Annotated in this window: 16 protein-coding genes; 2 read left to right on the forward strand and 14 right to left on the reverse strand. The window is 64.8% G+C overall.

What is annotated here, in order from left to right:
• Positions 1 to 57: 57 nt before the first annotated feature.
• The 11 genes from AC1RCO_RS08030 to ccmA all read right to left on the reverse strand — a co-directional run bounded on the left by AC1RCO_RS08030 (position 58) and on the right by ccmA (position 8,707).
• Positions 58 to 1,200, reverse strand: a complete 1,143-nt coding sequence (locus tag AC1RCO_RS08030) for an alpha/beta hydrolase family protein (protein ID WP_072451665.1) — start codon at positions 1,198 to 1,200, stop codon at positions 58 to 60.
• A gap of 119 nt (positions 1,201 to 1,319) precedes the next feature.
• Positions 1,320 to 1,721: a hypothetical protein gene (locus tag AC1RCO_RS08035; protein WP_220223890.1), complete on the reverse strand. Its 402-nt coding sequence runs from the start codon at positions 1,719 to 1,721 to the stop codon at positions 1,320 to 1,322.
• A gap of 14 nt (positions 1,722 to 1,735) precedes the next feature.
• Entirely contained in the window at positions 1,736 to 2,947 is a 1,212-nt protein-coding gene (ccmI, locus tag AC1RCO_RS08040; RefSeq protein WP_015634649.1) for a c-type cytochrome biogenesis protein CcmI, read from the reverse strand.
• Entirely contained in the window at positions 2,944 to 3,414 is a 471-nt protein-coding gene (locus tag AC1RCO_RS08045; RefSeq protein WP_011060022.1) for a cytochrome c-type biogenesis protein, read from the reverse strand. Before AC1RCO_RS08045 ends, ccmI begins: the two co-directional genes overlap by 4 nt.
• Positions 3,411 to 3,947: a DsbE family thiol:disulfide interchange protein gene (locus tag AC1RCO_RS08050; protein ID WP_015634648.1), complete on the reverse strand. Its 537-nt coding sequence runs from the start codon at positions 3,945 to 3,947 to the stop codon at positions 3,411 to 3,413. Before AC1RCO_RS08050 ends, AC1RCO_RS08045 begins: the two co-directional genes overlap by 4 nt.
• Positions 3,944 to 5,932 (reverse strand): heme lyase CcmF/NrfE family subunit, encoded by a 1,989-nt coding sequence (locus AC1RCO_RS08055; protein WP_011060020.1) that lies wholly within the window; start codon positions 5,930 to 5,932, stop codon positions 3,944 to 3,946. Before AC1RCO_RS08055 ends, AC1RCO_RS08050 begins: the two co-directional genes overlap by 4 nt.
• A 3-nt stretch (positions 5,933 to 5,935) precedes the next feature.
• Complete coding sequence (gene ccmE, locus AC1RCO_RS08060; RefSeq protein WP_011060019.1) at positions 5,936 to 6,391, reverse strand: cytochrome c maturation protein CcmE; 456 nt, start codon at positions 6,389 to 6,391, stop codon at positions 5,936 to 5,938.
• Entirely contained in the window at positions 6,388 to 6,564 is a 177-nt protein-coding gene (ccmD, locus tag AC1RCO_RS08065; protein ID WP_011060018.1) for a heme exporter protein CcmD, read from the reverse strand. The genes ccmE and ccmD overlap by 4 nt, the downstream gene beginning before the upstream one ends.
• Positions 6,561 to 7,316, reverse strand: coding sequence for a heme ABC transporter permease (locus AC1RCO_RS08070; RefSeq protein ID WP_011060017.1), 756 nt, complete (start codon positions 7,314 to 7,316; stop codon positions 6,561 to 6,563). The genes ccmD and AC1RCO_RS08070 overlap by 4 nt, the downstream gene beginning before the upstream one ends.
• A gap of 90 nt (positions 7,317 to 7,406) precedes the next feature.
• Positions 7,407 to 8,075, reverse strand: a complete 669-nt coding sequence (gene ccmB / locus AC1RCO_RS08075; RefSeq protein WP_011060016.1) for a heme exporter protein CcmB — start codon at positions 8,073 to 8,075, stop codon at positions 7,407 to 7,409.
• Entirely contained in the window at positions 8,072 to 8,707 is a 636-nt protein-coding gene (ccmA, locus tag AC1RCO_RS08080; protein ID WP_011060015.1) for a cytochrome c biogenesis heme-transporting ATPase CcmA, read from the reverse strand. The genes ccmB and ccmA overlap by 4 nt, the downstream gene beginning before the upstream one ends.
• 196 nt (positions 8,708 to 8,903) lie before the next feature.
• On the opposite strand from ccmA, the gene fliK reads away from it, so the two are divergent.
• Both fliK and AC1RCO_RS08090 read left to right on the forward strand, forming a co-directional pair.
• The gene (gene fliK, locus AC1RCO_RS08085) at positions 8,904 to 10,487 is read left to right on the forward strand and encodes a flagellar hook-length control protein FliK (RefSeq protein WP_492617622.1); all 1,584 of its coding nucleotides are present in this window, start codon (positions 8,904 to 8,906) and stop codon (positions 10,485 to 10,487) included.
• Entirely contained in the window at positions 10,484 to 10,813 is a 330-nt protein-coding gene (locus AC1RCO_RS08090; RefSeq protein WP_011060013.1) for an EscU/YscU/HrcU family type III secretion system export apparatus switch protein, read from the forward strand. The genes fliK and AC1RCO_RS08090 overlap by 4 nt, the downstream gene beginning before the upstream one ends.
• A 59-nt stretch (positions 10,814 to 10,872) precedes the next feature.
• On the opposite strand, the gene AC1RCO_RS08095 is transcribed toward AC1RCO_RS08090, so the two are convergent.
• The 3 genes from AC1RCO_RS08095 to AC1RCO_RS08105 form a co-directional block, all read right to left on the reverse strand.
• Complete coding sequence (locus AC1RCO_RS08095) at positions 10,873 to 11,265, reverse strand: DUF2802 domain-containing protein (protein ID WP_011060012.1); 393 nt, start codon at positions 11,263 to 11,265, stop codon at positions 10,873 to 10,875.
• Positions 11,266 to 11,748: a chemotaxis protein CheW gene (locus AC1RCO_RS08100; RefSeq protein ID WP_011060011.1), complete on the reverse strand. Its 483-nt coding sequence runs from the start codon at positions 11,746 to 11,748 to the stop codon at positions 11,266 to 11,268.
• Between the two features lie 79 nt (positions 11,749 to 11,827).
• Positions 11,828 to 12,706, reverse strand: a complete 879-nt coding sequence (locus AC1RCO_RS08105) for a chemotaxis protein CheW (RefSeq protein ID WP_236183561.1) — start codon at positions 12,704 to 12,706, stop codon at positions 11,828 to 11,830.
• Positions 12,707 to 12,744: the final 38 nt, after the last annotated feature.

Genomic DNA, 12,744 nt, shown 5'->3' on the forward strand with positions numbered 1-12,744 from the left:
CGCCCTTGCCCCTGCCCGGAGTTGCCCGGGCAGGCAAGCTGCACCAGGGCGGGCGCCTCAGATGCGTTCGCGCACCAGGACTTCGATATTGGCCGCCGCCCCCCAGAGCCGCAGGCGCCCGATCAGGCCGGCATCGGTTTCCCCCACCAGGTACAGAGTGTCGATGGTCTGGGTCGCGGCCCATTCGACGAACTCGCTGCTGTCGAAGTCGGCCAGGCTGGCCAATTGGAATTCACTTTCATAGAAGCCCGGGGTGACCGGGACCGGGGTGTCCTGGGGGCCGGGCGCGCCGATGAAGTCGCAGCCCAGGTGCACCACGCCCCAACGGGCTACCCGCCAATTGCCCAGGGCTTCATCCAGCCGAGCCCGGGCGCCACGGGCAAAACCCAGGCCATCGATGACCACGCGGCGGTTGATGATCAGCCACAGCTTGCGCCGCCGTGGTGCCTTGAGCAGCACTTCGCCGGTGACCTTGGAGGCGCGCAATGCCAGGGCGATCACCAGCAGCAAGGGCACGAAGTAGCTGTAGAGCCTCTCGGTAGCGCTGACCGTTACCAACCCGTACAGGCGCCGCACCTCGGCCCGCTGCTGCTCCAGTTCCTTGATGCTTTCACTCAAGCCCTGCAGCCATTGGCGGATGGGAGCCGCCGTGTATTCGCCGCGGATATCCTCCAGCGCCTGCTGCACCTTGACCTCTGCCAAGACCGAAAGGCGCCCGTCCGCGGTGCGCTCCAGCGCTGCAAAACGCTCGCACAGGCTGCTGACCTGGGCCGCATCCTGGGGCTCGTAGCGAGCGATGGCCGCCTTGCAGTGCTCCACGCCCAGCATGTCCTCGATCTCCGTGGCCACGCGCCGCTGCAGCCCGGCCTGGGCCTGCTGCGCCAATTGGTAGTCGGTCTGGAACCAGTCCACGCGCACCGCCTGGGTGGCGCTGATCAGGGCCAGGGACGCCAGCAGCAGCCAGGCGTAGTCCACGCGCTTCCAGCCGATCTCGCCCAAGCGAAAGACCGAGATCAGGCTCCAGCAGAAGAAGTAGTACATGAAGACGAATGCCAGCAGCAGGCACACCGGCTCCAGCGACAGGTAGATCAGCTCCGGCACCTCGGTCGGGCCAAAGCCATACACCAGCAACAACACACAGATCAGCGCAAGCCAGAACACCATCGGCGTGAAATAGGGTTTATTCAGGTCATTCTTCATCGGGCGCTCAACGGCTGATACTCGGGAACACCCCGCTGTATCGGCCAGGCATCCCGAGGCTTAAATAATCCAGCCCGGGCGCAGGCTCTGGCCTGCGCCTCTGCGCTTATCGGACAGGGTTACTGGAACTGGCGACCAAGCCCGGCGGGCACACCATGGATATCGGTGTCTTCCCAGGGCCCGTCAGGGCTGATGGAGCGGCTCCAGCCATTGTTCCAGCGGTAGTAGGTGCGCTGGCGGTAGAAGGTGTTGCTCTGGTCATCCAGCACATAGACCCCCAACCGCGCATCCCAATGGCTGTGCCCGCCCGGTGGCGGCGCGAAGCTGGCGGAGGTGCGTGGCAGGGGCTTGGCGGCGGGGATCGGCGCGCTGGGCGTACCCGGCACCGTGGACGGGGCCGGGCGTGTGCTCGGCCCTGCCGGCGGGATCGGCTCGGAGCTGGTGGGCACCGGCCGATGGACCGTACATGCGCTCAACCCCAGGACCAGTGATAACAGGGTGATACGAGCGATGGCGGTCATGGCGGCTTCTCTGATTATTGATCCGGGCTGTCGATGGTCAGCTGCTGGGCAGCGGTGGTGCTGCTGGCCAGAGGCTGGCTGCGCCCGACCCACTCGCCGGCCGTCGGCTGGCCGGCGCGGGACACGCGCGCAACCAGTTGGACTTCAGGGAAGTTCGACAGTTTCAACTGCGGCATCATCGCGTCGGCATCCGCCAGCTCGACCGTGGCCGGCAAGTCGGCCACGGTCAGGCGCTTGGCCGCCAGCGGCGCGGGTGGGCCCTGGGTGGCGCGAGCAAAGATGAACACGCTGTCGCCCGGCTGGACCTTGGCCTTGAGCTCGGCCGCCAGGTCGACCCTGACCTTGAGCACCGCGCCCTTGGCCTGAGCCTTGGCCGCAGGTTCGCTGGCAACCTTGCCGCCACTGGCCACCAGCTTCTCGCTGGCGCGGTCGATACCGCCCTGCAACGCGGCGCGGGAGTTGTCGTCCGGCGGCAGTTGCGCCTGCAGGCGCTTCCAGTAGTCGATGGCTTCCTGGAAACGCCCGCCTTCGAAGGCGGCGATCCCCAGCAGCCCGAGGCTGGTGACTTCATTGGGGTCGGCTTTCAGGGCTTCGTCGGTCAGGCCCTGGACCTTGTCCGACCATTGCTTGTTGTCGGCAAAGTACTGCGCCTGGGCCCATTGCCCCAGCAGCTCGGGCTGGCGCCCGGCCAGGGCCACGGTGCGCTCGAAGATCTTCGCCGCGTCCGCCGGCCGGTCCTGGGCCATGTAGGTACGGCCGAGGAAGTACAGGCCTTCGGCGGAATCCGGCTGGGCCGCTACCGCACGCTCCAGGCGCCGGGTCATTTCCTCCATGGACTGTGGCGCCTGGGCGAACTCCCGGGTCAGCTCGACCTTGTCGCTGGCACCAAAATGCAGGTACAGGCCCAGGCCCAGTACCGGCACCAGCAGCGCCGCCAGCAACGGCAGCGGCTTGCCCAGGCGCGAAGTGCGCACGTTAGCGCTGCCTTCGGTATCGGCCAGCAGTTCGCGCGCGGCTTCGGCACGGCCACTGTCCATCTGTTCGGCACTGAGCACGCCTTCCTGCTGCTGGCTGTGCAGTTCGGCCACGCGCTCTTCATAAAGCGCCACGTTCAGCGCGGTACGATCCTCTTCACGCTGAGCGCGACGCTCACGCAATACCGGGATCAACAGGAAACTCAGGGCAATCAGGAGCAGCAGGCCTGCCGCAAGCCAGAAATCAATCATGGGTGGTTTTTATCCAGCAGTTGGTCGAGGCGCTGACGCTCTTCGACGGAAAGCGTGTTCGGGCTGTCGCTGCGCTGCACGCGCCGACGCCGGACAATCACGACAATGATCACCAGCCCGCCCAGCAGCAACCCGGCGGGGCCGAACCAGAGCAAGGCAGTCTTGCCGGTCAGGGCCGGCCGGTAGCGCACGAAGTCACCGTAGCGATCGACCATGAAGTCGATGATCTGCTGATTGTCCTTGCCCTCGCCGAGCATGCGGAAAATCTCTTTGCGCAGGTCGGCAGCAATCGGCGCGTTGGAATCGGCGATGTCCTGGTTCTGGCACTTGGGGCAGCGCAGTTCCTTGGTCAGCTCGTGGAACCGTTCGCGATCGGTGTCGTTGGCGAACTGGTAGGTGTCGATGGCGGCATGGGCCATGCCGGCGATGCCCAGGCCCAGGATGGCGGCGGCTAACCAGCGCTTCATGGCTTGGCCTCGTCGACCAGGGCCTGGTACTTGGCGGCCAGTTGCTCGCGCCACACCACTTCGTCGATCACCCCGACGTACTTGTCGCGGATGATGCCCTTGGCGTCGATGAAAAAGGTTTCCGGAGCGCCGTAGACGCCCAGGTTCAGGCCCAGGGAGCCCTCCTCGTCACGCACGTCCAGCAGATAGGGATTGTGGAATTCGGCCAGCCACTTCAGGGCATCGGCGTTGACGTCCTTGTAGTTGATGCCGTAGATCACCACGCCCCTCTCGGCCAGCTTGTTCAGTACCGGGTGCTCGACCCGGCAGGAAATGCACCAGGTGCCCCAGACGTTGACCAGCGCCGGCTTGCCCAGCAGGTCGGCGCGGGTCAGGGTCTTGTCGCCCTGCACCGACGGCAGGGAGAACTCCGGGAACGGCTTGCCGATCATCGCCGACGGCAGTTCGGCCGGGTCCAGGTACAACCCGCGATAGAGAAACACCGCCACCACCAGGAACACCGCCAGGGGCAGCATCATCATCCAGCGTCTCATGCCGTAGCTCCTGTCATGCCCAGCGCTTCGCGCACGCGGCTTTTAACCTTGACCCGGTAGCGCCGGTCCAGGGCCGCCAGCAAGCCACCGAAACCGGTGAGCAGGCCGCCGAACCAGATCCAGCGCACGAACGGCTTGACGTGTACCCGCACCGCCCAGGCGCCATCGCCCAGGGGCTCGCCAAGGGCCACATACAGGTCGCGGGTGAAGCCGGCATCGATCCCGGCCTCGGTCATCATCGAACTCTGCACGGTATACAGGCGCTTCTCCGGATGCAGCACCGCCACTTCCTTGCCGTTGCGCACCACGCGGACGGTGCCCTTGTCGGAAGTGAAGTTCGGCCCTTCGAAGTGCTTGGCGCCCTCGAAGATGAAGTGATAGCCGGCCAGTTCCATGGATTCACCCGGCGCCAGGCGCAGATCGCGCTCGGCGCTGTTCTGGCTCGACAGCACCACGCCCAGGGCGCAGACCGCGATGCCCAGGTGCGCCAGCTGCATGCCCCAGTAGCTGCGGGTCAGGCTCGGCAGGCCCTTGATCAGGCCCTTGTGCCGGGTCTTGTCGACGATGTCGCGAGCCCCGGCCAGCAGCACCCAGGCCGCCAGCAGGAAGGTCGCCAGCACGGCCCAGTTGAAGTCGCCATAGGCGATGCCCGCAACCACGGCCAGGGCCACGCTGCCCAGCAGTACCGGGCCGAGCATGCCCACCAGCCATTTCACCGGGGTGTCTTTCCAGCGCACCAGCACGCCCACCGCCATCACCACCATCAGCAGGGCCATCAGCGGAATGAACAGCGCGTTGAAGTACGGCGGGCCCACCGACAGCTTGGCGCCGGTCAGGGCGTCCAGCACCAGCGGGTACAGGGTGCCGAGGAGAATCATCGAGGCCGCCACCACCAGCACCAGGTTGTTGCCCAGCAGCAGGGTTTCCCGGGACCAGAGGTTGAAGCCCACCTGGCTCTTGACCACCGGCGCGCGCAGGGCGAACAGGGTCAGCGAACCACCCACCACGAACAGCAGGAAAATCAGGATGAACACGCCGCGCTCAGGGTCGGAGGCGAAGGCATGCACAGAAGTCAGGACGCCGGAACGCACCAGGAAAGTCCCCAGCAGGCTCAGGGAAAAGGCGGCAATCGCCAGCAGCACGGTCCAGCTCTTGAACACCCCGCGCTTTTCGGTGACCGCCAGGGAGTGGATCAGCGCCGTGCCCACCAGCCAGGGCATGAACGAGGCGTTTTCCACCGGGTCCCAGAACCACCAGCCACCCCAGCCCAGTTCGTAGTAGGCCCACCAGGAGCCCAGGGTGATGCCGATGCCGAGGAAGGCCCAGGCGACAATGGTCCAGGGCCGCGACCAGCGAGCCCAGGCGGCGTCCAGGCGACCGCCGAGCAAGGCGGCGATGGCGAAGGCGAAGGCCACCGAAAAACCCACATAGCCCATGTAGAGCATCGGCGGGTGAACGATCAGGCCAATGTCCTGCAACAGCGGGTTGAGGTCGCGACCATCGGCCGGCACCTGGGGCAGGATCCGCGAAAACGGGTTGGAGGTCATGATCAGGAACAGCAGGAAGCCGGTGCTGATCATGCCCATCACCGCCAGCACCCGGGCCAGCATCACCTGGGGCAACTGGCGCGAGAACACCGACACGGCGAAGGTCCAGCCACCGAGGATCAGTGCCCAGAGCAGCAGCGAGCCTTCGTGAGCCCCCCACACGGCGCTGAATTTGTAGTACCAGGGCAAGGCGCTGTTGGAGTTGCTGGCGACATAGGCCACCGAGAAATCGTCGCTCATGAAAGCGTAGGTCAGGCAGCCGAAGGCGAACGCCAGGAAGGCGAACTGGCCCCAGGCAGCCGGCTGGGCCAGGCTCATCCACAGGCGATCACCGCGCCAGGCCCCCAGCAGCGGCACCACGGCCTGGACCAGGGCGAAGCACAGGGCGAGGATCATCGCCAGGTGACCGAGTTCGGGAACGAACAGTGCGGAACTCATGGCTTAACCCTCTTTCGCTGGTGTCGGTGCCGATTGGCCGCTGTCTTTCAGGGCCTTGGTGACTTCCGGCGGCATGTACTTCTCGTCGTGCTTGGCCAGCACTTCATCGGCCACCACCACGCCATCGGCGTTGAGCTTGCCCAGGGCAACGATGCCCTGCCCTTCGCGGAACAGGTCCGGAAGGATGCCGCGGTAGGTGATGGTCACCGACTTGTTGAAGTCGGTGACCACGAATTTCACGTCCAGGGAGTCGGCGGAACGCTGCAGGGAACCGGCCTGGACCATGCCGCCGGCGCGGATCCGCGTGTCCAGCGGGGCTTCGCCATTGGCGATCTGGGTCGGGGTGTAGAACAGGTTGATGTTTTCCTTCAGCGCGCTGAGGGCCAGGCCAACGGCAATGCCGACACCGACCAGAATCGCCAGGATGATCAAAAGACGCTTTTTACGCAGCGGATTCACTTACCGTTCTCCCGGCGCAGACGACGCGCCTCTTGTTGCAGATAGCGCTTGCGCGCCAGGATCGGCGCCACCAGCTCACGAGCCAGGACCACCAGGCAAATGCCATAGGCCGACCAGACGTAGAGGCCGTGATGGCCCATGGCGAGAAAATCGCTGAAGGATGCAAAGCTCATCGGGCGGCCTCCAGGCTGCGTTGGACTTCGGCCTTGACCCAGCTGGTCCGGGCTTCACGCTTGAGCACCTCAAGGCGCATGCGCAGCAACAGCAGCACACCAAAGAAACAGTAGAAACCCAACGAGGTCAGCAGCAGCGGCAGCCACATTTCCACCGGCATGGCAGGCTTTTCGGTCAGGGTGAAGGTCGCGCCCTGGTGGAGGGTGTTCCACCATTCCACCGAGTATTTGATGATCGGGATATTCACCACCCCGACAATCGCCAGCACCGCACAGGCCTTGGCGGCGCTGTCACGATTGCTGATGGCGGCATTGAGCGCAATCAGACCTGCGTACAGAAACAGCAGGATCAGCATCGACGTTAGTCGGGCATCCCAGACCCACCAGGAACCCCAGGTCGGCTTGCCCCAGATAGCCCCGGTCACCAGGGCCAGGAAAGTGATCGAGTGCCCGATGGGCGCCGCGCATTGCAGGGCGACATCGGCCAGTTTCATTTTCCACACCAGCCCGACCACACCGCACACGGCCAGCATGACGTAGCAGGACTGGGCCAGCATCGCCATCGGCACATGGATGTAGATGATGCGGAAACTGTTGCCTTGCTGGTAATCCGGTGGCGCAAAGGCCAGGCCCCAGACCACGCCGATGCCGATCAGCAACACGGCGGCAACACTCAGCCAGGGCAGCAGCTTGCCACTGATGCCGTAAAACCATTTAGGCGAGCCGAGCTTATGAAACCAAGTCCAGTTCATTCACTATTTCCATCACGGGTGCTTTTCGTGGTCGAAAAGCCTGGGTCTTTTCTCAGAAAGAAGTGATCAAAAAATGATCAGACCTCATTATTATTCGCCGACGCTGATCTTCAGGCCAGCCGCTATTGCAAAGGGTGTCAAGGTTACTGCCAGGGCGGTCAGGCTCCCAAGCCAGAGCAGGTAACCGGTTGCCGGCATGCCCTGCAATGCCGCCTGCAGGGCGCCACTGCCGAGAATCAGTACCGGGATGTACAACGGCAGGATCAGCAGCGCCAGCAGCAGGCCGCCACGCTTGAGCCCTACCGTCAATGCCGCGCCTACTGCGCCCAGCAGGCTGAGCACCGGGGTCCCCAGCAGCAGGGACATCAGCAGCACCGGCAGACAGGCGGCAGGCAGCCCCAGCATCACCGCCAGCAAGGGCGCGAGCAAGACCAGTGCCAACCCGGAAAACACCCAGTGTGCCAGTACCTTGGCCAGAACCAGAAGAGCCAGGGGGTGCGGCGAAAGGACCCACTGCTCCAGGGATCCATCCTCGAAATCACTGCGAAAAAGCCCGTCCAGCGAGAGCAGGACGGACAATAGGGCCGCTACCCAGACCAGCCCCGGAGACAAGGTTTGCAACAATTGTGTCTCAGGTCCCACGGCCAGGGGGAACAGTGCGACAACGATTGCGAAAAATACCAAGGGGTTGGCCAGTTCCGCCGGGCGCCGGCACAACAGGCGCGCTTCACGGGCCACCAACAGGGCAAACACACTCATGCGGCCCACCGTCCCAGGTCAATGTCACGGTAGCCGGAAGGCATGCGGGCCAGGCTGTGGTGGGTGGTCAGGACCACCATGCCGCCACGCTCGCAATGGCCCGCCAGGTGCTCTTCGAGCTGGGCCACGCCCTGCTTGTCGAGGGCGGTGAAAGGTTCGTCGAGTATCCACAACGGCGGGCTGTCCAGGTACAGCCGCGCCAAGGCCACGCGGCGCTGCTGGCCGGCGGAGAGGGTATGGCACGGCACATCCTCGAAACCGCGCAGGCCGACCGCCGCCAGGGCCTGCCAGATCGCCTCGCGCCGGGCAGGCTGGTGCAGGGCACAGAGCCAGCTGAGATTCTCCTCGGGGCTCAACAGCTCCTTGATGCCGGCGGCATGGCCGATCCACAACAGGTTGCGGGCCAGTTCCGCGCGCTGGGCGTGCAATGGTTGGCCATTGAGCAGCACCTGGCCGCTGGTGGGCTGCATCAACCCGGCCAGCAGGCGCAGCAGGCTGGTCTTGCCGCTGCCGTTGGGGCCGCTGATCTGCACCATGTCGCCGCCCGTCAGACGCAACTCGAGGTGTTCAAATAGCATCCGCCAATCGCGCTCACAGGCGAGTGCTACGGCTTCGAGAAGAGGGCTGGTCAAGGGATAGCGGGCCTTTACAGGTTCAAGTCGGCAACGGAGCGGCCGTTAAAGAGATGCAGGATAAATGCATTGGCGGCCTGTTCTAGAGAGCTGCGTCAAACAATTGCAATGTTTTCACCACTCCCCCAAAGACGGGCGGCATTATACATGCGAAGCCCTACGCTTATGAGGGCTAATTTCCACAGGTTGTGTCCGAATGACAGGCGAAATGAACATCCTGCCTGCGCCCCAGGTGCCCGCGCCCGGCGCCTCGCGCCCCCAGGCGATCAGCGGGGAACTGCTGAAGCTGGTGCCGCCCCTGGAAGGCCTGATTGCCGCCGGCCAGAGCGCCAAGGCCGAAGTGCTGTCGCTCAAGCAGACCGACCAGACGTTCCAGTTGCTGCTCAAAGTGACCCTGGACAACGGCCGGCAAACCACTTTGCAGGCCACCAGCAATCAACCCCTGCCCCAGGGCACCAGCCTGGCGGTCACCCAACCCTCGGCGGGCAACCTGGCGATCACCGTGCAACAGGCCATCGCCTCCAGTGTCGCCGCCCTGACCCGCCTGGACGCCAGCCAACTGCCCCCCGGCACCCTGATCCAGGCCAAGGTGCTGACCAGCCAGATGCTGCCCCAGGGCACCAGCCAGCCGGCGATCTATCGCTCCCTGGTGAGCCTGCTCAACACCGCACAGAGCGGCGCCACCCTGAGCATCGAAAGCCCGCAGCCGCTGCGCATCGGCAGCCTGCTCAGCGCCCTGGTCTCGGATGCCCAGACCCTGAATTTCGTCCCCCTGAGCAGCCGTCAGGAGCAATTGGCCATCGCCGCCCAACTCGCCAGCCAGCAAAGCCGCCAGGGCTCCCTCAGTAGCTTGATCAACGCCCTGCAGAACCTGCCCTCCGACAGTGACCCCTCGACCACCTCCACCGACCTGCGCGCCGCCGTCGAGCGCCTGCTGGCCGGCCTGCCCGACGTGCAGCAACTGAGCAACCCGCGCGGCGTGGCCCAGGCCTTGCTGGGCAGCGGCCTGTTCCTGGAAGCCCGGCTGCTGGCCGGGGCCAACCCGGGGCAGGTACCGGACATGAAGGCCGACCTGTTGCGCCTGATCGCCCAGCTGACCCCGGGCCTGCCCTCCTCCACCAGCTTCAACGCCATCCTGGCCGCCAACACCCTGGCCCAGTCGCTGCCCAGCTTCGTGCGCAGCGCCCTGGGTACCCTCGGCCAGGTCAGCGCCAAGGCTTCGCCCACCGGCTTTCCATTGCCGGAACGGTTGCTGCAGAGCCTGGAAGGCGAAGGTGACCTGGAACAACTGCTGCGCCTGGCCGCCGCGGCCGTATCGCGTTTGCAGAGCCATCAACTGTCGAGCCTGGAGCAAAGCGGCCTGACCGACGATGGCCGGCTGTTGAGTACCTGGCAGTTGGAAATCCCCATGCGCAACCTGCAGGACATCGTGCCCTTGCAGGTCAAGCTGCAGCGCGAAGAGGCGCCGGAACCGGAGCCGGAACACAAACGCGAGGAACGTGAGCCCAAGCAGGCCCTGTGGCGGGTCGACCTGGCCTTCGACCTGGAGCCTCTGGGCCCGCTGCAAGTCCAGGCACAGCTGATCCAGGGCCGGCTGTCCAGCCAGCTCTGGGCCGAGCGCCCCTACACGGCGAGCCTGATTGAAAGCCACCTGGGCAACCTGCGCGAACGCCTGCTGGCCTCGGGACTGAATGTCGGCGACCTGGATTGCCACCTCGGCACTCCGCCCCAGGGCCCGCAAACCCGATTGGAACAACGCTGGGTGGACGAAACCGCATGAAGCACTCTCCGCCACCACGCCAGGCCATCGCCCTCAAATACGATGGCCAGCAAGCTCCGACCCTCACCGCCAAGGGCGATGACGAACTGGCCGAAGCCATCCTGAAGATTGCCCGGGACTATGAAGTCCCGATCTACGAGAACGCCGAGCTGGTGAAGCTGCTGGCGCGACTGGAACTGGGCGAGAGCATTCCGCCGGAGCTGTACCGGACCATCGCCGAGATCATCGCCTTCGCCTGGAACCTCAAGGGCAAGTTCCCGGCGGGGCATGATCCGCAACGGGCGGAACTGGAGAAGGACGTCACCGAACGCGGCGACGATTACTGAGACAGCCCGGCCGCATGAGGGCCCCAGGGGCCTTTTTGCAGCGCGCGTTCGCGGCTACATCAGCCTTTGTGCAGCTTGCTGACCAGCTCCGCTTCAGCCTGGGTGAGGCCGCAGGACTGGGTCAGCTCGTCGACGCTGGCGCCCATGCCCACCAGGCGCGCGGCCTGGGCGAACGACAGGCTGGAAGGGTCACGCTGCTCCAGCTGGGCCAGCTTGTCCGGCAAAGGCGCTACCACAGCGCGCAACTCGTGCAGGTCCTCGCCCATGCGCACCGTACCGCTCTGGTAATGGTCGACGCGCTTGGCCAGCTCCTTGATCCGCTGGTCGCGCACGGCGTCACCCTCAGCCTGCTGGGCAGCAATCTGCCGCTGGTTGCGGGTGTAGGACAGGAACAGAGCCAGAGTGGCGACCCAGAGGATCGCCAGGACAATTACCGCTACCTCGAGGATCAATCAGATACTCTCCAGTTCCGACCATTCCTCTTCGCTCATCATCTTGTCCAGCTCAACCAGAATCAGCAGTTCGCCGTTCTTGTTGCACACGCCCTGGATGAACTTGGCCGACTCTTCGTTGCCGACGTTCGGCGCGGTCTCGACTTCCGACTGGCGCAGGTAAACCACTTCGGCGACGCTGTCTACCATGATCCCGACCACTTGCTTGTCGGCTTCGATGATGACGATCCGGGTGTTGTCGTTGACTTCGGTCGGCACCAGGCCGAAGCGCTGGCGGGTATCGATTACGGTCACCACGTTGCCGCGCAGGTTGATGATCCCCAGCACGTAGCTGGGTGCGCCCGGCACCGGAGCGATCTCGGTATAGCGCAGCACTTCCTGGACCCGCATCACGTTGATGCCGTAGGACTCGTTATCCAGCTTGAAGGTGACCCATTGCAGGATCGGATCTTCGGAACCCTGTGCAGACGACGACTTATTCATACCCTGACCCCTCAAATAACCGTTGAAAACGGCGTGTGTTCTGTGTGGCCACGCCCGACGGACGCGGCCTGTTGTTGGTTTACTTCGGCTTGTGGGCCGCTTGACTGATCGCCATCTGCTTGGCGCCACCGGTGGCGATCAATTCCGCCAGTTCGGCAACATCGAGCAAGGCGCACATATGTTCAATCACCGTGCCGGCCAGCCACGGGCGTTGGCCACGGTGACTGCGCCACTTGATTTCATTGGGGTCCAGGCGCAGCGAGCGGCTGACCTGGTGCACCGCCAGCCCCCACTCATAGCCCTGGACCGAGATCACGTACTGCAGGCCCTGGCGGAAATCGTCGCGGTAGCGATCCGGCATGACCCAGCGTGCGGTATCCAGCACCTTCAGGTTGCCAGCCTGGCTCGGCAGGATACCGAGGAACCATTCCGGCTGGCCGAACAGCGGCGTCAGCTCCTGCCCGGCCAGGGAATAGATCGAGCCCAGGCATACCAGGGGCACCGCCAGGGTCAGGCCCGCGACATCGAACAACAGGCACTCGAACGGCTCTGCCGCCCAGGCGGGACGATCGCTGCCGGTGACCGGAGGCGGCGTATTGCTCGGCGGCAAGTGCACTTCCACCACGGGCGGCACCAGGGCCTGGAGCATCGGCACCACGGGCGAGAGGGTGCTTGGCATGGGCTCCGGCGCTTCCAGCACCGGGGTGGCAACGGGCTCTGGCGCAGCAACCGCAGGCGCCGAGTGCTGCTGGAGCTCGGCGTCACGGGCCTGCTCTTCCAGTACCGCGGCCTGGAATTCATCCAGCACTTCACTGGAGGCTTCAACCACTACCGGGGCGGGCACCGGGATCGGCGGCGGTGGCAGCAACTCCTCGTCGGTGGCGTCCTGCAGCAAAGCGTCCAGGTACGACTGCAGCGCCAACTGCGGCCGGCTCTTTACATCCAGAGGACGGTTCATGAGGATGCCCACGCTAAAACCCCGATACAGTGACCTGT

It is taken from the genome of Pseudomonas sp. GW823-FHT03E05, from assembly GCF_058796855.1.

Bases quoted from the DNA above. Each gene is read 5' to 3' on its own strand.
- AC1RCO_RS08030 (WP_072451665.1), bottom strand. From the start codon at position 1,200: ATGAAGAATGACCTGAATAAACCCTATTTCACGCCGATGGTGTTCTGG.
- AC1RCO_RS08035 (WP_220223890.1), bottom strand. From the start codon at position 1,721: ATGACCGCCATCGCTCGTATCACCCTGTTATCACTGGTCCTGGGGTTG.
- ccmI (WP_015634649.1), bottom strand. From the start codon at position 2,947: ATGATTGATTTCTGGCTTGCGGCAGGCCTGCTGCTCCTGATTGCCCTG.
- AC1RCO_RS08045 (WP_011060022.1), bottom strand. From the start codon at position 3,414: ATGAAGCGCTGGTTAGCCGCCGCCATCCTGGGCCTGGGCATCGCCGGC.
- AC1RCO_RS08050 (WP_015634648.1), bottom strand. From the start codon at position 3,947: ATGAGACGCTGGATGATGATGCTGCCCCTGGCGGTGTTCCTGGTGGTG.
- AC1RCO_RS08055 (WP_011060020.1), bottom strand. From the start codon at position 5,932: ATGAGTTCCGCACTGTTCGTTCCCGAACTCGGTCACCTGGCGATGATC.
- ccmD (WP_011060018.1), bottom strand. From the start codon at position 6,564: ATGAGCTTTGCATCCTTCAGCGATTTTCTCGCCATGGGCCATCACGGC.
- AC1RCO_RS08070 (WP_011060017.1), bottom strand. From the start codon at position 7,316: ATGAACTGGACTTGGTTTCATAAGCTCGGCTCGCCTAAATGGTTTTAC.
- ccmB (WP_011060016.1), bottom strand. From the start codon at position 8,075: ATGAGTGTGTTTGCCCTGTTGGTGGCCCGTGAAGCGCGCCTGTTGTGC.
- fliK (WP_492617622.1), top strand. From the start codon at position 8,904: ATGACAGGCGAAATGAACATCCTGCCTGCGCCCCAGGTGCCCGCGCCC.
- AC1RCO_RS08090 (WP_011060013.1), top strand. From the start codon at position 10,484: ATGAAGCACTCTCCGCCACCACGCCAGGCCATCGCCCTCAAATACGAT.
- AC1RCO_RS08100 (WP_011060011.1), bottom strand. From the start codon at position 11,748: ATGAATAAGTCGTCGTCTGCACAGGGTTCCGAAGATCCGATCCTGCAA.
- AC1RCO_RS08105 (WP_236183561.1), bottom strand. From the start codon at position 12,706: ATGAACCGTCCTCTGGATGTAAAGAGCCGGCCGCAGTTGGCGCTGCAG.